At 54.4% G+C, this 23480-nt stretch carries 12 protein-coding genes and 1 tRNA gene; 8 read left to right on the top strand and 5 right to left on the bottom strand.

The window, feature by feature from the left end:
- The 6 genes from VAE55_RS12285 to carB all read left to right on the top strand — a co-directional run.
- Positions 1–692: ABC transporter substrate-binding protein (locus VAE55_RS12285; protein WP_322816070.1), on the top strand; the 692-nt coding region annotated here is incomplete at its 5' end.
- Between the two features lie 405 nt (positions 693–1097).
- The gene (locus VAE55_RS12280) at positions 1098–1754 is read left to right on the top strand and encodes an extracellular solute-binding protein (protein ID WP_322816069.1); all 657 of its coding nucleotides are present in this window, start codon (positions 1098–1100) and stop codon (positions 1752–1754) included.
- A gap of 90 nt (positions 1755–1844) precedes the next feature.
- Positions 1845–4511, top strand: a complete 2667-nt coding sequence (locus tag VAE55_RS12275) for a response regulator (RefSeq protein WP_322816068.1) — start codon at positions 1845–1847, stop codon at positions 4509–4511.
- A gap of 33 nt (positions 4512–4544) precedes the next feature.
- Positions 4545–4919 carry a response regulator gene (locus VAE55_RS12270; protein ID WP_322816067.1) on the top strand — a complete coding sequence of 125 codons (375 nt, stop codon included), beginning with the start codon at positions 4545–4547 and terminating at the stop codon, positions 4917–4919.
- A 309-nt stretch (positions 4920–5228) separates the two neighbouring features.
- Positions 5229–5319: transfer RNA gene (locus VAE55_RS12265), tRNA-Ser, on the top strand.
- A gap of 504 nt (positions 5320–5823) precedes the next feature.
- Positions 5824–9117, top strand: a complete 3294-nt coding sequence (gene carB, locus VAE55_RS12260; RefSeq protein ID WP_322816066.1) for a carbamoyl-phosphate synthase large subunit — start codon at positions 5824–5826, stop codon at positions 9115–9117.
- Positions 9118–10039: 922 nt separating this feature from the next.
- Here the strand turns inward: carB and VAE55_RS12255 are convergent.
- Both VAE55_RS12255 and VAE55_RS12250 read right to left on the bottom strand, forming a co-directional pair.
- Positions 10040–11857 carry an ABC transporter ATP-binding protein gene (locus VAE55_RS12255; RefSeq protein ID WP_322816065.1) on the bottom strand — a complete coding sequence of 606 codons (1818 nt, stop codon included), beginning with the start codon at positions 11855–11857 and terminating at the stop codon, positions 10040–10042.
- A gap of 1 nt (position 11858) precedes the next feature.
- Positions 11859–13676 carry an ABC transporter ATP-binding protein gene (locus tag VAE55_RS12250; RefSeq protein WP_416181194.1) on the bottom strand — a complete coding sequence of 606 codons (1818 nt, stop codon included), beginning with the start codon at positions 13674–13676 and terminating at the stop codon, positions 11859–11861.
- A 281-nt stretch (positions 13677–13957) separates the two neighbouring features.
- On the opposite strand from VAE55_RS12250, the gene VAE55_RS12245 reads away from it, so the two are divergent.
- Positions 13958–17056 (top strand): clostripain-related cysteine peptidase, encoded by a 3099-nt coding sequence (locus tag VAE55_RS12245; protein ID WP_322816063.1) that lies wholly within the window; start codon positions 13958–13960, stop codon positions 17054–17056.
- 36 nt (positions 17057–17092) lie between these two features.
- Positions 17093–18352: a HAMP domain-containing sensor histidine kinase gene (locus VAE55_RS12240; RefSeq protein ID WP_322816062.1), complete on the top strand. Its 1260-nt coding sequence runs from the start codon at positions 17093–17095 to the stop codon at positions 18350–18352.
- Positions 18353–19104: 752 nt separating this feature from the next.
- Here the strand turns inward: VAE55_RS12240 and VAE55_RS12235 are convergent.
- The 3 genes from VAE55_RS12235 to VAE55_RS12225 form a co-directional block, all read right to left on the bottom strand.
- Positions 19105–21618: a DUF2309 domain-containing protein gene (locus VAE55_RS12235; protein WP_322816061.1), complete on the bottom strand. Its 2514-nt coding sequence runs from the start codon at positions 21616–21618 to the stop codon at positions 19105–19107.
- A gap of 42 nt (positions 21619–21660) precedes the next feature.
- On the bottom strand, positions 21661–23244 hold the full coding sequence (locus VAE55_RS12230) for a proton-conducting transporter membrane subunit (protein WP_322816060.1): 1584 nt from the start codon (positions 23242–23244) through the stop codon (positions 21661–21663).
- A 51-nt stretch (positions 23245–23295) separates the two neighbouring features.
- Positions 23296–23480, bottom strand: a 185-nt coding sequence (locus VAE55_RS12225) for a hypothetical protein (RefSeq protein WP_322816059.1), incomplete at its 5' end; no start/stop codon positions are given.

Raw genomic sequence — 23480 nt, 5'->3', positions numbered from 1 at the left:
GGGGGACGCCATTCAATCGTCTGTCAATGGGGGTCAACCGGCTTACTGGTACGTACCATCTGGTTGAACAACCCGTCACACGTTGGGCCGATCTGTGGGAACCGGATTTGAGAGAGAAGATTGTGCTCTGGCCAATTCCCCACGATACAATCAATGTGTTATTAAAATCGCTTGGCTATTCAATCAATATCATCGATCCCGGCCAACTTGCTCTGGCTCGCGAACGGGCTGCCGAACTGGCTCGCCGGGTAACCCTGACCCAGGCAGGGGATGAGGTTGTGACGCCCTATCTCCTGTCTAACGAGCATGTGGTTGTGCTCGGTTGGACGTATGACGCATTTGATGCTCAGGCGCAGGACGAGAATATCGCATATATCATACCTGCTGAGGGTACCATTCTCTGGTTTGACAACTTTGTCATTCCGACCACTAGTTCAAACAAGGCACTGGCCGAACGCTTTATCGATTTCGTGTTACGACCCGAGATGAGTGCACTTGTAACGAATGAACTGGCGGTAGCAACCGGTAACGAAGTAGCCTATCCACTGATTGATCCTGCACTCCGTAACAACCCGGCTATTTTTCCATCCGGTGATGCCTTACAGAACGCTGAGATAGAATTGCTACTTGACCCTACAACGCAAGCAATACATAATGACATATACGCAGTCTTCATATCAGCAAAACCGTAAATGTATGATACGACCACTAACACTATGTTTGTTGTTACTCACGTTGGTTGCCTGTAGCACATCAGCATCTGCGCCTGTAGCAGACAGATTGGTCATTACGAGTTGGGCCGGCTATATGCCGCAGGCGATTCTGGATGCCTTCCAGGCTGAGACTGGGGTTAGATTTGAGCATCGTATCTATGAAGAACAGCCTGCTGTTATTGAGCAAATGGGGCCGGTGCTGATTACGCCCCGGTAGTAATGGATAGTTTTCCTGGGCTGCAATTGATCAGGGATAGCATGCTTGCATCGATCGATGATCGTTAGATTCCCAATTTCTGCTACGTCAGTGCAAGTTTTCGCGATCTGAGTTACGATCCCGGTGGGAAACATTCAATCGTCCATCAGTGGGGGTTTGATGGATTGGTGATACGTCCCGATTTACTTGGGCGACCGGTGACGCGCTGGGCCGATCTGTGGTATCCTTCTCTGGCCGGTAAGATTGCCATGTGGGTGACAGAAGATGACTTGTTTGCTATTGCCCTCAAATCGATCGACCAGCCTTTGGACACAACCGATCCAGCCATCCTGGATCAGGCTGCCGAACGCATTCGTGATTTACTACCTGGTATTGTTATTATTGCACTCGATCCCACGATGCCTAATGCCGCAATATTGTTGGCTGATGGCACCTATCCGATTGTGTATGGCTGGGCGTTTGATGCACTGGAAGCAAAGTCGCTCAATCCGGCGGTTGAGTTTGTATTACCAGAAGAAGGAGTCATGCTCTGGATCGATACATTTGTTGTGCCGGCCAGTAGCACTCGCAAGTCACTGGCGTGGCAGTTTATCGATTTTGTCTTGCGCCCAGAAATGAGTGCCCTGATTACCAACGAGATATTTGTTGCTACTGCGAATGAATATGCGGCGCAATTCATCGATCCAGCGTTGCGTGATCATCCCTGGATCTTTCCCAGTGGAACCGATCTGATGAACGTCGAATATCTGGAAGAACTACCACCGGCCATCCTCTCTTATCGTCATCAACTCTGGCAAGAATTAGAGAGTATCACTACGAGGTGATCTGTGCACTCCCTGCGTCGTCGCCTACACCACTTGTTTACTCACTTTAACACCAGCTTGCAAGCCAAACTGGTGCTCTTTACGAGCCTCATGCTAACGGCAATTCTCCTGATCGCCGCCTGTGGTCTTTTTCGGTTTATCGAGTCGATTGAACAAGAGGGATGGGCGGGTCGTCAACGCGAAGCGGCGCAGAATGCGGTGCGTATCATTGATGATTTTTTGCTGCGGGTTGAAGATACGCTGGTACTGCTCGGTTCTCTCTCGGCTGAACAGATCCGCCAGTCGCCCGACCTGGCTTCTGATCTTCTCAACCGGATACCGGCGTGGGTGGAAATTGTCCGGGTCGATCCAGATGGTCAGATTATCGCCTCGGCGACACGTGATCGCGCACTGCTGGCTGACCTCGTCACCATACCACTCTCCAACTGGTTTCGCGAGGCACGCAGTGGTAAGAGTTATCTTAGCCCTCTCTACATCACTGCCGATAGCGAACCCTATCTTATTATGGCAGTACCGGCCAGTGATGGTGGTGTTGTTGCCAGTCGATTGCGGGCAAATTTGCTCTGGGAAACGGTAGCAGCGATTCGATTTGGGCGCACCGGCAATGCGTATATTGTCGATGAATATGGCACCATCATCGCACACCCTAATCCGCAACTTGCCCTCTCGTATACATCGATTAGTGATCGCCCTGAATTTCGTAGCTTTCCTCCTGATGGCGTACAACGGTTCTATATTAATCTCTTCGGTGAGAAGACGCTTGGGGTAACACTTGCTATCCCCGGCACACCGTGGCAGTTGTTTGCCGAAATTCCTGAAGCAGAAGCTACCGAATTGTCAACCCGGGCTAGCACTATCTTTACATTTAGCTTGATAATCTTTGGTGTCGTTATGGTGCTCACCGTCAACTATCTGCTCAACCACTTTGTTTTCCACACATTGGCGGAGTTACAGCAGGGGGCTGAACGGATCGGAAGTGGTGATTTATCGCGCCCCTTACCTGTACCACCTGAACGTGAACTGGCTCAGGTTGCCCGATCCTTCAACACGATGATGCACCAGTTACGCACGCGCAATACGGAGATTGTCCGTCAAACGGCAAATTTGAAAGCTGAAATTCAGGAGCGCCGTCGAATCGAACAAGAATTGATCAAGGCGCGTGATGCTGCTGAGGCTGCTTCGCAGGCCAAAAGTACGTTCCTCGCTACGATGAGCCATGAGTTGCGTACCCCGTTGACGGCAATTATTGGCTATAGTCAGCTTCTGGAACAACTGGTGAGCAAAGGGATATACGACACGGTGGCGCACGATGTTGAGCGTATTCGGGCAGCCGGTACTCATCTACTTGCCCTTATCAATGATATTCTCGATATCTCGAAGATCGAAGCCGGTCGGATGACAGTGAGTGTCGAGTATGCGGATGTGGCCGATCTTGTACGATCTGCCGTGAATACGATCATTCCTCAAATCGAGAAAAATCGTAACCGGTTACACGTCCATTGTCCACCGGATATTGGCATCCTCGGCAATGATGCCACCAAAGTGCGTCAGGCTCTCATTAATCTCCTCAGCAATGCAGCCAAGTTTACCGAAGACGGTGAGGTAACCCTGAGCGTCAGCCGGTATCAACAGGATCATCAAACCTGGTTCCGGTTTGTAGTTACCGATACCGGTATCGGTATTCCGGCTGACAAGCAAGATAAGTTATTTAAAGCATTTTCGCAAGTCGATGACTCGCCAACCCGTAAATACGGTGGTACCGGCTTGGGCCTGGCATTGAGCCAGCGGCTCTGTGAGCTTATCGGGGGCCGGATTACGATGGAGAGTACTGTTGGTGTCGGTTCAACCTTTACAATGGAAATTCCTGCTACCCTCTCCAATTCTTTCATAACGTCTACATCGGATATAGATGAACTTTCTTCTCAAGTGACGAGTGAGCAACCGGTTACCATTGACAAATCGGTACCAGTAGTGCCGATAAGTAATGCCATCATTCTTGTCATTGATGACGATCCGACGGTCGGCACGATGATTCAGCGCCTCATGGCGCCGGGTGAGGCGCATGTTGTGACAGCGACAACCGGCATTGAAGGCTTACGCCTAGCAACTGATCTTGTGCCCGACCTGATTATTCTCGATCTAAAACTGCCCGATCTTCATGGTCTGGAAGTTCTGGCCCGCCTGCGCGATAATCCTGAATTAACCAACATTCCGATAGTTGTATTGACTATCGATGAGCAATCACGGCGCAGTATTACCTTTCCCATTGCCGAGTATCTCGTTAAACCAGTTGCACTTGAAACTCTCCTGGAGGTGGTTAAACGCTACTGTCGACCTCAAGCCACATCCGCTGCCGATCACATCCTGCTGGTTGACGACGATCAGCGGTTGGCTGAACTGCTGGAACGAACGTTACGCACTGCTGGCTGGTCGGTTGAAGTAACCTTTGATGGCGAGGTTGGTCTTGCCGCAGCTCTGGCTCGACCACCAGGATTGATCCTGTTAGACTACATGTTGCCGAAACTTAATGGCTTGCAATTCCTTGCTCAGTTGCGCACTGATCCGGTTGGTCAGACTATTCCGGTGATCTTGATGACTGCTCGTGACTTGTCTACCGATGAGCGACAGCAACTGGCGGCAAGCGTGGATGCCATTCAGCATAAGGCTGAGTTAGATATAGAGACGCTCATTACTCATATTCGCAATATGTTGACGCACGTTCGCTCAACCTCTGCTGATAGTACGATGTCGGGATAATCTCTTATTATCACGGTGTTACCGAGGAAACCTATGGCAAAAATTCTGATAGTGGAAGATGATAGCAACAATCGGGACTTGATCGCACGTATTGTTGAACTCATGGGACATCAGCCAATCTTGGCAACCGATGGTGCGCAGGGCGTTGCCTTGGCACGTAGTGAGCAACCTGATTTGATCGTCATGGATATGGGTCTGCCGGTACTTAATGGCTGGCAGGCAACTCACCGCATTAAATCGCAACCGACAACTAGACACATTCCTGTTCTAGCGCTCACAGCATACGCGATGAATGAAGATCGGATTCGATCTATGGTTGCAGGTTGTGATGATTTCGAGACTAAGCCAATTGATTTCAACCGCTTCCGTGAAAAGGTGGATGCATTACTTGCACGGCGTTTAGACTAACGTTTGGTATCCTTACCTGTCATTGACATATTATGATATCGTCGGATGCATTCAATCAGATACCCGTGTGCTGATGGCTATGCACCACAGAGACACGGAGGGCACAGAGGGGTGTCGTGGTGACCCCGCTTTCTGGTCAGAGGGGGCACTACTATCGCACTATCATCACATCGCACAAGTTGACAAATACCGGATGCTATGGTATCTAGGTGAAATGCATGAGACCCACTGTGACGGATCAGGCAGCCAATCCTTATCGGTATACCTGTCATGTTCCGCTCGAACAGGGTCTGTTTCACCGGTAGAAAAGGGCAGGTCGCATAGTTGGTCTAGTGCGCGGCACTGGAAATGCCGTACAGCGGCAACGCTGTCGTGGGTTCGAATCCCACCCTGCCCGCCATATCTTATGAGGAATACAGGGAACACAATCCAATGTGCTACCTGTATTTATTTTTACGGGTCATTGGAGAAGCCTTCCAACAACCATTCCCTCGCTTGTCCGACATCTGTACCACTGCTCCCCGATCCGCATCACCGCTCACGCGCAAGCTCATCACGGATGGATCAGCCTGATGGACCTGCTCTTTACGCATAGTGCCTCTGTGTTCCGCGCCTGATCGTGAGCACGGCTGGCGCGGCAGCCACGCTGCCGCACTCCACACGTTGCGACACAGGAAACCCTGTCTGGCAATGGTATCTGCTCTGAAACGTGATCTCACCCCTCAATAAAGCATGTGCCACATCGCACAATGAATTATCGCAAGCTGGATCGTCTGATGACAATGTTTGTGTTGCCTTATCCCCCGTTTCGCCACCGTGCTGCCGTACCGGTCGATCTGCTGTATAATCAGGCAGCGTCGCCGGGGCGCACACATATGTCCACCGCGGAGGAGTTTGAGAGAAGATGCCAAAGCGCACCGATTTACATACCATCCTGATCATCGGCTCTGGCCCAATTGTGATTGGTCAGGCCTGTGAGTTCGACTATTCCGGCACCCAGGCTTGTAAGGCGTTACGTGAAGAAGGGTATCGTGTCGTTCTGGTCAACTCGAATCCGGCTACGATCATGACCGATCCCGGCCTGGCCGATGCAACGTATATTGAACCTTTGACTGTTCCCAGCCTTGAACGGATCATCGCCCGTGAACGACCAGATGCGATTCTGCCTACTGTTGGTGGGCAGACGGCGCTGAATCTGGCAGTGGCTCTCCACGAGGCCGGTATCCTGGAGAAGTATGGCGTAGAACTGATTGGCGCCTCTGTCGAAGCGGTACGTATCGCCGAAGATCGGCAACGCTTCAAAGACAAAATGATTGAAATTGGGTTACAGGTGCCACGTTCAGGGACGGCGACCACGCTTGAGGAAGCGTTAGCCATTGTGGCACAAACCGGTTTTCCGGCCATTATTCGCCCCTCGTTTACGCTGGGTGGTGAAGGTGGTGGTATTGCCTACAATATGGAAGAGTTCCGCGCCATTGTTGAACGCGGACTCGATGCCTCACCGGTATCACAGGTCTTGATTGAAGAGAGCGTACTGGGCTGGAAAGAGTTTGAGCTGGAGGTGATGCGCGACCGGAACGATAACGGCGTGATCATCTGTTCCATTGAGAACATCGACCCGATGGGTGTCCATACCGGTGATAGCATTACCGTGGCGCCGGCGATGACGCTCACCGACCGCGAGTATCAGCGCATGCGCGATATGGGGCTGGCAGTGTTGCGGGCGGTTGGCGTGGAAACTGGTGGCTCGAACGTACAATTTGCCGTGTCGCCAACCGATGGGCGTATTTACGTGATTGAGATGAACCCTCGTGTGTCACGCTCGTCGGCGCTGGCCTCGAAAGCGACCGGCTTCCCCATCGCCAAGATCGCGGCCAAGCTGGCCGTTGGCTATACCCTCGATGAGCTGCCCAATGACATCACCCGCGAGACACCAGCGTCGTTTGAACCGACCCTCGACTATGTGGTGGTGAAGATTCCGCGGTTTACGTTCGAGAAGTTCCCCCAGGCCGATCAGACTCTCACTACGTCGATGAAATCGGTCGGTGAAGTGATGGCAATTGGGCGTACCTTCGCTGAAGCGTTCCAGAAAGCCTGGCGTTCGCTCGAACAGGGACGTGCCGGCTGGGGTGCAGATGGCCGTGATGCGATTGAGCCGGAACGGCTGCGTGAACGGTTGATTACCCCGCATCCTGACCGCATGTTTTACATCCGCTACGCCTTGCAGAGTGGGATGTCGGTGGAGCAAATTAGCAATCTGACCAAGATCGATCTATGGTTTATCCGTCAGCTCGAACAGATTGTTAATCTGGAAGGACGTCTGCGGGCGTTCGATCTGGCAACCATTCCGCCCGATCTGCTCCGTCAGGCCAAACGGATGGGATTCAGCGATGCGCAACTGGCTCATCTCCTGCGCGTGCCTGCCGGCCCGCAGCGCTGGTCTGCCGAGTTTGCTGTTCGCCAACGCCGGCTAGAGCTGGGCATCCGGCCTACCTATCACCGGGTAGATACCTGCGCTGCTGAATTTCCAGCCTTTACCCCCTATCTCTACTCATCGTATGAGAGTGAAGACGAGGCTGAACCGACTGATCGCAAAAAGGCGATCATTCTCGGCTCCGGCCCCAATCGGATCGGCCAGGGGATCGAGTTCGATTACTGTTGTAGCCACGCCGTCTTTGGTCTGCGTGCCCTTGGCTATGAGACCATTATGGTCAACTGCAACCCGGAAACCGTTTCCACCGACTACGACACAGCAGATCGGCTCTATTTCGAGCCGCTCACGCTGGAAGATGTGCTCAACGTAGTCGATGTTGAACGTCCCGACGGCGTCATCATCCAGTTCGGTGGTCAGACACCGCTCAAACTGGCGCAGGCGCTCGAAGCAGTTGGCGTGCCCATCTGGGGTACCGCACCTGAAGCGATTGATCTGGCCGAGGATCGGGATCGCTTTGGGGCGTTGTTGAAGGAGTTGAATATTCCCGCTCCTGAGCATGGCAGTGCGACCTCGTGGGAAGAGGCATTAACTGTCGCCCGTCGGATTGGGTATCCGGTCGTGGTGCGTCCGAGCTATGTACTCGGCGGACGGGCAATGGCAATCGTCTACGACGATGCCGCACTCGAACGTTACATGCGCGAGGCCGTCGCTGCCTCACCGGAATACCCCGTCCTCATTGACCGTTTTCTTGAGGATGCCTTCGAGATGGATGTTGATGCCATCTGCGACGGTCATACGGTCGTGATTGCCGGCATCATGGAACAGATTGAGCTGGCCGGTGTTCATTCCGGTGACAGTGCCTGTGTGATCCCCACATACATGGTGGCGGAAGAGCACGTCGTGACCATGGGGTATTACACGGAACGGCTGGCGCGGGCGCTGGGAGTGGTCGGGCTGATGAACATCCAGTACGCGATGAAAGACGGGGTTGTCTACGTTCTGGAAGTCAATCCGCGCGCATCGCGCACTGTACCCTTCGTTGCCAAGGCTACCGGTGTGCCGTGGGCGCAACTGGCTGTACAGTGTGCAGCCGGTGCCCGGCTTAAGGTTGATCAGGATCAGGTGTATGTTACGCATCCCGTCCTGCCTGATCCACCCCGCTATCGCCTGGACATCAGCAGTGAGCAACGCTTTCATGTCAAAGAGGTGGTGCTGCCGTGGTCGCGGTTTAGTGGCGTTGACACACTGCTCGGCCCTGAGATGAAGTCGACCGGTGAAGGGATGGGCAGCGGGGCGACCTTCGGGGAGGCATTCGCCAAAGCCCAGATGGCCTGTGGTAGCCATCTGCCGCCGAGCGGTAACGCTTTCTTGAGTGTCAATGATCGTGATAAAGCGACATTGCTACCGATTGCCCGCGAACTGGCCGCACTCGGCTTCAATTTGCTGGCAACCAGTGGTACTGCTGCGTACCTTCAGCAACACGGCCTGAAGGTCACACCGATCTACAAGGTGAATGAAGGCCGTCCAAATGCTGTCGATTACATCAAGAATGGCGAAATTGCGCTGATCGTCAACACCCCGCTCGGCAAGGCAAGCTTCTTCGACGAAGCGGCGATCCGGCGGGCAGCGATCACCTATGGTGTGCCGACGCTCACGACACTCTCTGGGGCGGCGGCGGCTGTGCAGGCCATTCAGGCGTTGCGGGCCGGGCAATGGACGCTTCAGTCGTTGCAGGAACGGTCGGCGCTGGTGGTAGACGAATAATCTGGTAGGGGTCAGTTAAACGAGCAGTATCAAATCCTGACCGACGCTGTGCCTCGTTCAGGTGGTCAGACCCGTGCCGGTGCGCTGTCGGTGTGTTCCCGGCGTATTACTGGTGAGTCGGCACAGGTGCACGAACTGGTTTGCGTACTTTGCCGGCATGAAGTGTGGCGAGCGTGTCATGGTGATGCTGCGTCCAGTCGTAGTATGCGACACGCCCCCACCCTCACCTACTCCCCTATGCATTACCCACATGTCACGCTGCGTTAGGCCGGGCTGCACGCGCTCCCCGTGACGCGGGCTTCCAGCCCGCGTGGAGGCATCATCGCCACCGCCGGCAGGGGCTGGCCGTGGCCGCTGGTGCGCAGGCACGAATCGCTTGCAACATACCCGTCTACGCGTAGGGATTGCATTTATGCCTGACCGACTCGATGATCGGCACGATCTCATCCAGCACCCCCATGACCAGGATGGGGAACGATGTACCACGCGCCGGATCGCAAGCACGGCTGGTGCGGCAGCCATGCTGCCGCACGCCAAACTGCGCGACACGCGCAGGACAAGCGGGTAAGGCAATTCATCCAGCACGTGCTGGTACGACTGGAGCGGCACACTGCCACTGGGCCAGTCGCTCAAAACAGCACCTATGGCGATCATACCCGCTGATACGCACGTGGTGACACCAGTCGTGGGTAATGCATAGCCCACCCCCGCTGGGAGCGGGAACCAGCGGCGCTGGATCGCTTCCGCTCAAGACCTAACCTCCCGCCGATCTCTCGTTCGCCGCGTCCCTCGTGTGGCAATGTGAACGGGCACATGCACGTCCGTCCGTAGGGGCGGGTTGTGGAGGGGCGGGTTGTGGAGGGGCGGGTTTAGAACCCGCCCCTACTCCTATTTCCAACCTTCTACTTCCTCCCAACCGGCACTACGCCGCATCCCTCCGCCCGGCGGCCTCAATATATTCGATGCTCTGATGGCGAAAATAGGTGTTGTAAAGCTCGGCATAATGCCCGCCGGCAGCTAGCAACTGATCGTGGGTACCCTGTTCAAGAATGGTGCCATGGCGGAGCACGATGATCCGATCCACTTCTCGCACAGTGCTTAGCCGGTGAGCAATAATGATCGCGGTACGTCCGCGCATTGCCTCATCAAGCCCCTCCTGGATCAATGCCTCGGTGAGCGGGTCAATACTGGCCGTTGCTTCATCAAGGATCAGAATCGCCGGGTCTTGCAACAAGACTCGTGCCAGAGCAACTAGTTGCCGTTGGCCCATACTCAGGCCACTGCCACGCTCGCCTACCGGCGTGTCCAGACCGGCTGGCAGGCTACTCAGCCAGTCGCCGTTGCCGACACGCTGTGCAGCAGCCATCACCGACTCATCGTCAGCATCTGGTCGTCCGTAACGAATATTCTCGCGCACCGTACCGTCGAACAAGAAGGGGGTTTGGGTCACCATCCCAAGCTGACCACGGTAGGTATTCAGATCGAGACGACGAATATCGTAGCCATCGATCTGAATCTGACCACCTTGAAATTCGTAGAAACGAGCAATCAGCTTGGCAATGCTACTCTTGCCCGAACCGGTGTGGCCCACCAGTGCCACTCGTTCACCCGGCTTAATATGCAGGTTGAATTGGCGCAATACCGGTTCCCCCGGCTTGTAGGCAAAATCGACATCGGTAAACCTGATCTCGCCGCGGAGATGTCCGGGATCAACCTGGTCAACCTGCACTACCCGCGGTTCAGCATCGATCAGGGCAAAGACCCGCTCGCCGGCTGCCAGACCGAGCTGAAACTGGCTCCAGAACGAAGCGATACTGGTTAGCGGAAACCAGAAGCTTTGCAGACCTTGAATGAACAGGAACCAGCTTCCGGTGGTGAGTTCACCGGCATATACAGCCTGTCCACCCAGATAGACCAGTAATGCTGTCCCAACTGCTGCCAGCAGGTTGAGCAACGGAAAGATGCTGCTAAAGGTATAGCGCGTGCGGAGATTGATCCGTCGACTCTTCTGATTCACATCGAGGAAATCAGCGTATACGGCTTGCTCCTGGCGAAAGGTTTTAGCCACGCCAATACCACTCACCGTCTCTTGAATGTGATTGCTGACTTCAGCATTTACCCGGCGCGATGCGGTGATGACCTGGCGGGCAATGGCGCGAAAGGCCAGTGCTGCGCCGATGATCAATGGGGCCAGCCCCAGCAATATCAGGGTCAATGACCAGCTTACACTGGCCAGATAACCGATTAGCACCACGACCAGCAAGAGCCGACTGAGCAAATCCATTGTCAATGTCATCACCTGCGCAAACGCGGCAGTATCGGAGTTGACCCGACTGACAATCTTCCCGGACGGAAACTCATCGTAGAAGCTCAGATCACGGGCCAGAACTGCATCGGCGGCATCGCGGCGCATTGCTAGCACCACTTCACCAATCGCCCGTACCGACATCGTCTGGCGGATCAGGTTAAATACCCACGAGAGACAGGCAATCAGAGCCAGTGCGCCGGCCAGGATACCCACCCGATCCAGCGACGTTGCCGTCTGTATCTCATCGATACTGTACGAGATAAAGATCGGGATCAGCGCCTCGATCAGCGCCGTTGCACTGATCATGAGCGCTGCGGTGATAATACGGGGCGCTTGTGGGCGAAAATAGCGCAGAATACGCCGCACCAGTTCACGATCACTGTATTTGCGGTCGTAACCCTCGGCGTCGAGACCATCAAACAGAAAACCCATACTATGCAGCCCCTTCTGTTAAACGAACAGGATCGGTCAGCGTAGTGGTATGGTCGTAGCGGGCAAAGATACGACGATAGTGGGATGATGTATGTAACAACTCTTCGTGAGTGCCGGATGCCACCAAACGCCCACCGTCGAGAACGAGGATTTGATCGGCCCACCGAATCTGAGCCAGGCGATGAGTAATCAGCAATACGGTGCGGCCCTGTTGTGCCTGACGAATCGCGCGTTGAATCTCGTCTTCAGTCGCACTATCAATCGCGCTGGTGCTATCGTCAAGGATGAGAATGCGCGGATTGGCAAGGAAGGCGCGGGCGAGCGCAATGCGCTGGCGCTGACCACCAGATAAGGTAACGCCACGTTCGCCGATCACTGTCTGGTACCCATGGGGCATGCGACTGATAAACTCGTGGGCTTGTGCAGCCCGTGCTGCTGCTTCGATTTGCTCCGGTGTGGCATCCGGAGCGCCGAACGCAATATTCTCGCCGATAGTGCGCGAGAAGAGAAAAATATCCTGCTCGATTTTTCCGATCTGCGAACGTAGCGCATCGAGATTCCAGTCACGCACATCAACCCCGTCAATCAACACTCGTCCGGCGGTAGCGTCGTAGGTGCGGTTAACGAGTTGGGTGAGTGCACTCTTTCCGCTGCCGGTCTGGCCGACGATGGCGACCGTCTGCCCGGCAGGAATATGGAACGAGATGTCGTGGAGCACCTGATGGGTTGCTTCACCAGGGTTGGCAGCAAAACTGAAGCTGACATGCTCAAAAGTGATTTCGCCACGTAGTGGTGCCTGATAGCCATCCGGGTTCTCATCGAGATCGGTTTCAGCGTTGATGATGGCGAGAATACGTCGCGCACCAGCCAATCCGGCCTGAAAGACCGAAAAGGCGAAGAGGGAAATAAACGTTGGAAAACGCAACACATTCATCAAGCCAATGACCGCAACCACCTGCCCTAAACCGATGTCACCTATGCTGTATAGCCAGAGAGCATGGAAGAATTGTGCCCCCAAGGCAATGCCAAACAGCAACAATGGTAAGTAGCGAGCCTCGATCCGACCCTGTTCAACAAACAGATCGCGGAAGCGTTGCGCATTGCGGAGGTATTTCGAGCGTTCGAGCGCCTCGCGAGCGCTAGCCTTTACCACTTCAATACCGCTGATAGTCTCTTCCAAACCGGCATTCATCAGCCCATACTGTTCGCGCTGACGCTGAATCACCGGCATCAGGCGGCGCAAGTAATGGTGCGCCGTGATGATATAACCGACCACAAAAATCAGCGGCACAACCATCAACCGTGGCTCGGTAAAGAAGATAAAAGTGAGGGGAACTACAATTCCTAACACTGTTTCTGAAATCAGGGTTGCACCGGGCACGATCATATTGGCCACCAGATTGGTATCGTCGGTGGCGCGGGCCATCAAATCACCGGCTCGTTGCCGATCATGAAACGCTTTACTCTTCGCGAGAAGGCTCTCGTAGAACTCTTGGCGCACATCAGCTTCAACCCGTGCTGCCACATTCTCGGCGGACAGACTCCCGATCAGGGCGCTGATGCTATCGGTAACCATTAACGTCAGCACTCCCAAGGCCAGAGCAGTCAATGCAGCATAGTCAGGAGTGCCGCTGAGTACATCAGCAGCCCGACCAATGACCGCCTGTGCACCTGAATAGGCGGCCCATGCCGTGATGAAACAGAGATAAAACCCTAACACAAACGGCCAGTAACGAGCAGCATGCGAGAGGAGCCAACGCGCAACACTGCGTCGATCATAAGAATAGGCAGAAGCCACAGAAAACTCACTACGCTGCACGAGGATTTGCTCCTTTCGCGGCTAAATAGAACATGGTTGCTAGTATATCTGATAGGCAACTGAAAGAGATCGGTCAGAAGGTGGAATGTTGCAGGCCGGTCAAAGTTCTTTACGAGAAGGCGCCGGCCGGGTTCAATCCGCTTCATTTGCTCTATCGCAACATTGCTTTGGAGCCAAGTAAAAAAGATGTTCACCAGATGTAACCTTTTCCCTATATCCAACGTATTGATAGCGTGCTACAATGCGAACGCATCTGCGCATCGTCACGGAGAAATAGCCCTATGACAGCACGTGTCGTTGCGGTAAGCGGTTCCCTTGTGGGTCGCTCTATTCCGCTCGGTGAAATTCCAATCACCTTTGGTCGTGCCCCCGAAAACATGGTCATCATTGCCAGTCAACGTGCATCCCGTCGGCATGCCGAGATTCGCCGTGAAGGCGAAGTATATCTTCTGATCGATCTGGGAAGCTCCAACGGTACTTTTCTGAATGGCCAACCTGTTCAGCGCCAGATATTACGCAACGGCGATACATTTACTATCGGTGATGAGAGCTTTCGGTTTGAAGAATTAGCTGTCGGCCTCGATCCGACGGTGCCGGTCGGCTCATCACCACCCGCAGCACCACCGGCTGCGCCCGGCTGGTCGGTGCAACCACCACCTGCGACGCCACCAGCTGCGCCCGGCTGGTCGGCGCAACCACCACCTGCGACGCCACCGGCTGCGCCCGGCTGGTCGGCGCAACCACTACCCGCAGCACCGCCATCTGATGGTGGTTTTCGCTTACCACCCACCCCACCACCTGCTGCCCCACCCCGATCACAATCTCGTCGCTTTCCAATCTGGTTACTGATAAGTGGATTGTTCACCTGTGTCATCCTGTCCGCAGCCGTGGTCGGTGGTGTCATGTTTCTTAACCGTGGTGGAACGATTGCCGGTGGTGGTAACAATCCGGATAACAGTGGTGGGAGCAATATTGTTAACACGTTGCCTACTACAGCCCCGCCAACCGTTCCCACTCGCGAGCCACCACCTGATGCTGCCGTTTGGACAATCCTCGTCTACCTTGATGGCGATAATAACCTGGAAGCTGATGCCATTGACGATTTTCTCGAAATGGCACGAGTAGGATCGACGGAGCAGGTTCATATTATTGTCCAAATGGATCGCATCCGCTCACCGGAAACATGGGACGATAAGCGTTACAATAATTGGGATGGAACACTGCGCTTCCGGGTTGAGAGGGATATGGAGCCTGATCCGGCAAATGCGCTCGCTGATATTGGCGAGCAAAATATGGGTGATCCGGCGACACTGACCGACTTCCTGATCTGGGGGATCGAGACCTATCCGGCGCGTCGCTACGCGATCATTCTCTGGGATCACGGTGCGTCGTGGTTGGGCATTGCCAGCGATGATACCGATGGTGATGTGTTGAACTTACCTGAGATTAGCTCAGCGTTGCAAAATGCACTGGAACGCACACAGATCGGCGGTTTCGAGCTGATCGGGTTTGATGCCTGTCTGATGGCACAGATTGATGTATTACAAACGGTGGCACCATATGGACGAGTCGCAGTGGCTTCAGCCGAGCTGGAGCCGAATAGCGGTTGGGCGTGGGATGCCTGGCTCGAACAACTGGTCGCTAATCCCGATCAGGAGGGTGCGGCGATTGCATCGGTTATTGTGCAGACCTATATGGATTCGTTCCGAGGCAGCCGTGCCGATGAAGTAACCCTCTCCGCGTTTGATCTGACGCGCATCAATGATATTATCAGGGAACTCGACGGATTGGCACAAACGCTCCAGCGTGATGTGCAGCAGAGCTATACTGCCATCGGCCAGGCTCGCTCATTCACCAACGTCTACGCACCCACCTACTCAGAAGATTTTAATGCCATTGATCTGCCGCATTTTCTCGATCTTCTCCCTCAGCAAGGCGCGAGTAGTGCTATCGCGGAACAGGCAGGGCAGCTCTTGAGTGCCATTGAAGCAGCGCGAATTGCCAACGGCGTAGGCCGCTATCATCGTGAAAGCGGCGGTCTTTCGATCTACTTCCCGCAGTTGGCCGATCTCTATGCTGAAGCCTATGAACGGGTGTCGCCATTACCACGGGCTACCGCATGGGAAGAGTTCCTGAACGCTTACTATCAGGCCGGTAATGTTGTTGTCCAGCGGCCAACCATCAGCGACTTGCTGATCAATCGAGAGGTAGTGAGTATCAATGAACCGGCCAGTCTCACCGGGACAGTTGCCGGGAACGATATTGCTTATGTCTTCCAGTTCATCGGCATTCCCAACGACCGGCGTGATACGGTCGATCTGATCCTGGTTGATTTTGTCTATCCACCTGGAACGATTCCCGGTAACCAGGTTCCAAATTGGGACGCCGGCGAGTATAATATACGTCTGAACTGGGATGCGACGAGCTGGTATCTTAGCAATGGCAGTGACGTGATTGAGGTCTTACTCGGCCCAATCAAGTACGGTTCAGAGTTCTACGGCGTCGAAGGCATCTACACCTCAACGGCAACCGGAGAGCAGATCAACGCTGGTCTCATCTTTTCAATCCAGGGCAACGAAGCCCAATTGGTGCGCATCTGGGGCTTTCCCCGGGCTGCCGGCAAGCAAGAGCCACAGCCGTTCGAGCTAATCCCGCGCGCAGGTGACACCTTTACTGCCTATTATCGCTCGTACACCGATACCGGCAGCGGGTTGGAGGCGAATCGGTTCGAGGGTCAGACTATCACCTTCGGGGATGCGCCGATGAAGGCGCTACGCGGCCCCACACTCAACGGGAATTACGTGATGGGCTTTCTCGTGCGCGACATTTCCGGCAATTATCACTATGATTACGTGGATGTCACTGTAGACAATACCGGTGTTCCGGTTGATTCAGGTAACGTTGTTGTGCCAACACCCGGGACATCGCAGGCCGGATTCCAACGCTATGAAGGCACATTAGGCTTTACCATCGACTACCCGCAGGAGTGGCGAGCATTTGATACCGGTGATGATCGTATCATCTTCTCACACCGCGAAAATGATGACGGTGTATACGTCGTTGTGGATGTATATAAGTTTATAGACAGTGACCCGGCTGTCGCTACCCGTACCCTGATGGAAGAACTCAAACGTCTGGTCGGGCAAAATGGCGAGCTACGTGTCGATACAACCGATTTTCGTGCTGCCGGTATCGACGGTCTGAAGATCGAGTATGTCTACCCCAATCAGCGGGGTGGCAACAGTTATGTGGTCGCAATCGTGGTCACCAGTCCAAATACCGGCTGGACATATCTGGTCATGTTTGAAGCACCAGAGGAGAATTTCGACCGTCAACTCGATCTTTTTAATCAGATGCTTAACAGCCTCGTAATAGGGTAGTTCAGGCCAGACTACGCAGCGAGGAAGGAACGAACCGTGGGGGGGCGCAATCAACGTGAACTCGGTGGAAGGCAGGCAGAGAAGACGACGCCAGATATTCTGGAGCTACGCGCCTGTCTTCGCATGGGGGTAGCAGGCGGCTATACCCCAGCGGCTCTTATTCAACTGGCACAGGCATTAAGCTATACCACACTGAGCGAAGGCGGTTCGGTGTTAGTGGCAGGTGCCGGTGGTGGTCATTGGGCAGATCTGGCACTCCAGGATATCCATCTACCGGTTCAGCGCAGCAATCTGGTTACGTGCGGCAAAGGGGTGGCGCTTATCGGTTTAGGGCCACGGTATGGTTACGCATTGGCCGCGATACCGATGGAACCACTCGAAGGTGATGCCGATTTGCAGTTGCACGATGCACATTGGAGTTGTGCGCCAGAAGATTTGCTGGCAATTGGTGAATTGCTCGATGGGGCCATTCCAATGATGCAGCGCGCTGCACTCCTGCGACTCCAACCTCCACCATCCAGCATCCTCTTGCAGATTGCTAACCAGGCACTCGATTTTGCGGCACGCCAACATATCACGCTCGCCCTGACCAACCGCTCACTGAGCGAGCGTTTACGGAACCACGAGGATCAAACGCGCATGGTCGTACACGATATGCGGGCACCGCTGCATACGCTGCTGATTAGCCTGAAAGCACTGGAGCGACAGGGGTTTGATGCCGGTGCTCGTCAGGAGTTGTTGGAAGTTGCCCGGGAAAGTTCCAACTACCTGCTCGGTCTTATCGATACCGTGCTGGATACGGCGCGTCTGGAGACCAGTAGCTGGGCTTTGCAATTACAGCCGACCAATCTGGTTACTCTGATTAAGACGGTGTGTGAACCGTTCCGACAACTGGCGCATCCCGATCAACCGACAGTACGGGTGGAAATACCGGCAGAGTTGCCAACAATTGTGCTGGATAATCATCTCATTGAACGGGTTATTGCCAATCTGGTCTCGAATGCGATCAAGTTTACGCCGGCAGGTGGTGAAGTCAGGATCATGGCTCAGCTCATCAACGATGGTCATACAGTTGAAATTCGAGTCAGTGATACCGGTTATGGAATACCACCTGAAGCGCAACATCATATCTTTGAGCGCTTCTATCAGGCTCGCGAACATGATCGGCGCCGTGGTACCGGGCTGGGTCTCTATTTCTGTCGGCTTGCTGTCGAAGCGCATGGTGGCAGTGTTGCGCTAGAGAGTGAAGTGGGGCGCGGGAGTACGTTTATTGTTCAGTTGCCGGTGGGAGGGTAGGTTGTTTGGAGGTAGATAAAGAGTGAAGTAGATATCGCGCAAGGTGAGTATTCTATGGCTATTTAGGGATAGCTCAGGCAAGAGCCTGGGCTACTTTGTTATGTTTGTGGCCTGGCGGGGTGCAACAGTTGGCGGAACCATATCCTTATACCAAAATCCTGACCAATCCTGTGCCTTATCACTGCGACTATCAATGCTCAGCCCCTTCGCTAGATTGTCGGCGCTACACTAGTGCAATTCTCCCTGGGGCGGCATTCCAGCCCGCGTTCATGCTTCCTCTTCACCAGGGTCACGTACCGGCAAGGTAAGCCGTTACAACTCGCGTCTGATCGTGATCACGGCTGATGCGGCAGTGTGGCTCGGCACTTCATGTCACGCGAGACGGGCAATCCGGTCTGGTAACGGTATCCTCTCCGAAACGTGATGCCATCGCGTGCGCAGCGGGAATGCTGGTTCGGTGCATTCGCGTTCAGGTATGATACCGAGGTGATTGTCGGATTACGGGTTGTGCACGCTATTACAACAGATTTGATATGACGTAGTGTGTTCTTGCAAATACAGGAGCTATGATTGCGTAGCCATCGTGTAACTGCGCCAAACCTGTATCATCAACGACCGACAGCTCCTCGTGCTGCTACCATAGGAGCATGAGGAGCTGTAGACTCAGACAGGTAGTATGTTCCTGTGCTGTGGCACACAGTTTCGGCTACGCGGCAGGATTTCTCGTTGCATACTGTGCGCCGGATAGAGCCCTATACCGGTTCCCACTGAAGATCGCCGGCGTACTTGTGGGTGACGACTCCCCGCTCATCAAGGGCAAACATGTAGAGCCAGCCGTTATCGAGCAGGTGCCGCACCTGCTCGTGTTTGGCGATAATAGCTGTCATCGCCGAGATGGGGGCTTCAATCAGAACGTGGAGCCGCATCGGTTCGTGGACATAATTTTCTCCGTCGTGAACTGACTGCCAGGGTAATCCAACCCGTAAGTCACCGGCATTGCCCTCAAGTACGCCGAGTGTGCCGACAACGTTGTGCAACGTTTTGTTGCCACTGCCGAACAACCGGTTATCGACGGTCGAGCCGTAGTACTGGAGGTTGATCCAACTGGCCACAATCATCGGTGCCGTCATGATTAATTCCAGGACGCTGAAGTCGCTGTCCTGCTGCCAGGTGTACGAGTGAAGGAAGGAACGGCCATCGAGTTTGATCCCGGCAGTGTGATCCCGTGGTGCGGCAATAAATGCCGCACAGCCGGCCAATCCCCATTCGGGTCGTACCTGCGACCAGTCTTTGCTGCGTTGACGCACGTGCCGATCAATATCGGCCTTGCGATCAATCTTGAGCAGAGCTGCACGCTCGGCACGTGCCAGGCGACCGGCGGCAGCCAGGTCGGTCTCTAACCGCTTGAGATCGTTGGCATGGCTGGCCGGGATCATATGCTTATCGAAGATGGTGATGTCGTCGGTGGTAGTGTCGTGCAGGGCAGCCACAAATACGGTGTCGTTTGGAATGACAATACCCTGCTCCTTGAGTTTGGTCCGTACTGCCGGATCGTTCAGAATACGCACGGCAACCCGCACATTCGCTTCACCGGTATGACCACCACAGGCACCACAATCGAGACCGGTGGCGTGCGGGTTGTTGACCGTTGTTGAGCCGTGTCCGGCCAGTAAGACAATGCGGGCAAAGTTGTCGGTCAGCGACATTGCCTTGAGCGCACCGGCGGCGGCAGCGACCCGCTGTTCCAGCGTCATGCCAGTAGGTCGGTCGCCAATCAGACCCGGTTCGAGACTGGGTGCCACGTGCTCGCGCGTGCGGGCATCGAGGCCAAACTGAGCAGGGTGCGGTACCGGGCGGGTGATGCCGAGTGTATCCAGCACCAACTTGCGCAGATACGCCAGTCCCACCGGGCCAACGAAGCCAAAACAGGAGATCGGAGCGAATTTGAACATGCGCCATGCCTTGGCAACCTGCTGCCTCATGGCGCGTCGCTCTCTTATCGTTGCCACCTCGTTCGCCGATGCGCCATCGACTGCTTCCGTGATTACAAACTGAGGTGTCAACAATACCGGACATTGGGCACCACCGTGGACTTCAGCCAGTGGCACATACTCGATGGGAAAGCCGAAGAACCCGGCGAAACCAATAGTTTCGATGTCGTTGGTAACCGTTTCAAGGGTGCGTCGGAAGATTTCAGAGCGTACATCGATACAGAATGCTGCCTGCACTCGCTTGCGCTGCGGGGTCGTTACCGGTCTGGCACCGAGACGGGCAAATAATTGCCGCTGATACGACTTCTCGAAGGCACGTTGGAGCAGCACGTTGCCGGCCAGCGCATACTGAGCTGTTTCCGTCAGTTGTTCATTACTCAGTTCATGCTTGCGCTTGTGCCACGCCTCGGCAACACCCCGGTCGGCAAAACTGTGCCAGAGTGCGACCTCCCACGCCAGGCGAATCGCCAGCAGGTCGGTCAGCGTATGATTCTCACCGCCATAGAGCTCTGCGTCCCAGCGCAGATAGCGGGCATAGCTGGCCCAACCGTGAATAGTCAGCAACAGTCGGTGCAGATACGCTTCCAGGCCATGCTCAGGGATGTTAAGCATCTTCACCGCAGTGACAATCGTCTCAAGCGCTGTTTCGGGTAATTCGCGGAGTGTCCGGCCCATGCCATGCACGCCACGAGTCTGAGCGGTGCGGTCGTGAGTGACCTCGGCCCGCCAGGCAGTGTAGGCAGGCAACTGTGCCCACGGTGAGCGCCAGTAGGACTGACCCAGATCGAAGTACGCGCCGGCCCACGTGGAGATCGCATCGGTGACAAAATCGGCCCAATTGATATCGGTAACAGTAGTTGCAACATCAGCAATGGTAGGAAGTGGTGCCGTTACTGGATCGGGGTCTTTACTGAACGCGAATTCCTTCAGTGCAGCGACACTTGCTGGGGCCGGGAAGGTCAGCTTCTCGTCGGTAATTGCTGCGGCAAGATCGGCATCGGTGATGCGCCCACTCTTGATTGCCTGCGCGTAAAAATCGCGGGGTGCCGTCATGCGGGCATCTGCTCGTCGAGCCAGCAACTGCGCAGCATCGGCAAAGGAGTGATCGATCAGCCCTAGATAGGGATTGACTGCCACGAAGTAGCGTAATGGCCATAGCGGAGCAATACGCTGCTCGGCGCGCTTTGTTGCCGCGATAATCGCATCAGTCGTGAGGTCGTGGATTGGCTTCGTGGTCACCGGCAGCGAGCAAGGCTGCGTTTCAATGAGAGTCATTGATATTACCTCCATTGCAAGCGAGTATTCACCATTCAACGGTTAACGGGCCAGACGAAACGTATCGATGAAGCGGTCAAACAGCGTGTTAGCGTAGAAACCATTCTTGAGATGGACATAGAAGGTGCGCCAGCTCGGGCGATCCTTCAGGATCGGCAGGTAGATGCTGAGGATCATGACCAACGCAAACGCGATTACCGACGCAATCACCATTGCGAAGGCAGGCGGATTGAGTGGTGGATAGACAGCAACCGCCGAACCGAACACGGCTTCAGCGACCACTTCGAGGATGAAAAAGGCGATGGTAACCAGGGTTGCCATACCAATGGTGCGACTCGCAACGTACAGTGGAGCCTGACCGGTCGTGCCTTTGACGATCAGATAGGCAACAGCGATCATGAAGATCGTGATCATCGCTGTCTCGGCGGGGCGTTTGGTAACATCAATTCCCAGTGCTGTCGCAACTGTCAGGAAGATGGCAATCGCCAGCACGATATTCACCAGCAACTGTAACGGATTGGGGACTTTGTCGAGTTTTTGGATGCCGGTGTTGCGAACGTATTCAATAATGCTGCCCGACGACAGGAAAGCGTGCGCCTTGTAACACGAGTGTGCAATTAGGTGCATAATCGCTACTGTGTGTGCACCAAACCCACACAGCATCAGCATAAACGCCATGTGTGCAGCACTGGAATAGGCCAGTGAGACCTTCACGCTGCTCTGCGTTATCATTGCCGATGAAGCGAAGATGGCGGTAAAGCCACCAATCACGATCAGCAGGATCAGTGCCGGAGTAGAGAGAAACACCAGTTCACCGAAACGGACAACCAGGAAGGTGCCCGCATTCAGTAGACCGGCGTGCAACAGTGCTGAAACCGGCGTAGGTGTCTCCATCACCTCAAGCAGCCAACCGTGGAAGGGAAACATCGCCGATTTCAAAGCTGCCGTGATGACGATTAAAATGGCAGCAATGGCTGCTCCGGTCGGAATAACGCCCGTGGAGAGCGCTGAGGCCGCGGCAGCCCGGATCATGCCGATGTCAGTCGTACCAAAATCCCAGACGAGGAGAACTGCCGCAATGATAAGGCAGATGTCGCCAATTCGCGCTACGATAAACTTTTTGTGGGCGGCCCGGATGGCGCGTGAACGTTCGGGGTAGAATACCAGCAATTCGTGCAGGGCGAGACTAGTGCCAATCCAGGCCAGCACTAGTTGCCAGAGATTACCGGCTGATACCATCAATAACACTGTACCAATTGTTAGATAGAGACGAAGAAAAAACACCTTTTGGCGTGGATCGCCATCGAGATAATTGCGGCTAAACTGGATCAAGAGCGTGCCCAATACAATGACCAACCACGACATCACGACGCTCAGTGCGTCAAATCTGGCGACAAGCCCAATCTCACCAGCACCGATGAGCGGACTTACTATTGGCCCAGAAGTAAAGACAACGATCCCAATACCGAGGAGGAGCAAGAATGAACCGATCCCGATCAGCCGTCCGATCTGAAATGTTAGATGAGCCGACGGCAACAAATTGATGGCTGCGAGCAGTGCCACGGCCATCAACAACAGTGGTGGGAGATACCCCAACAGCGCTAGGTTATTGACCAACACGTCCATACTGTCGTTCCCTCCTTCACAATATGATCGATATCTCGATAGTAGCATGTGTTAAATAATCAGTAAAATATATGTATTTGCATAAAATGTTCTATTAAAAAGAACATTTGCTGACCTGATCTGACCATCATCGGGATGGTATAACCAGGCGTTTTTGCTCTGTTGCCCATATTGATAAGATGTGGTAACAATAGCTTCTGAACACGCGAGCAAGCCGTTCTGGCAACGTTGCGCGT

The sequence above is a fragment of the Chloroflexus sp. genome (assembly GCF_034432675.1).
Classification (GTDB): Bacteria; Chloroflexota; Chloroflexia; order Chloroflexales; family Chloroflexaceae; genus Chloroflexus.
Note: the sequence above shows the minus strand (reverse complement) of the source record. Positions and strands in the feature narration are given on the sequence as shown.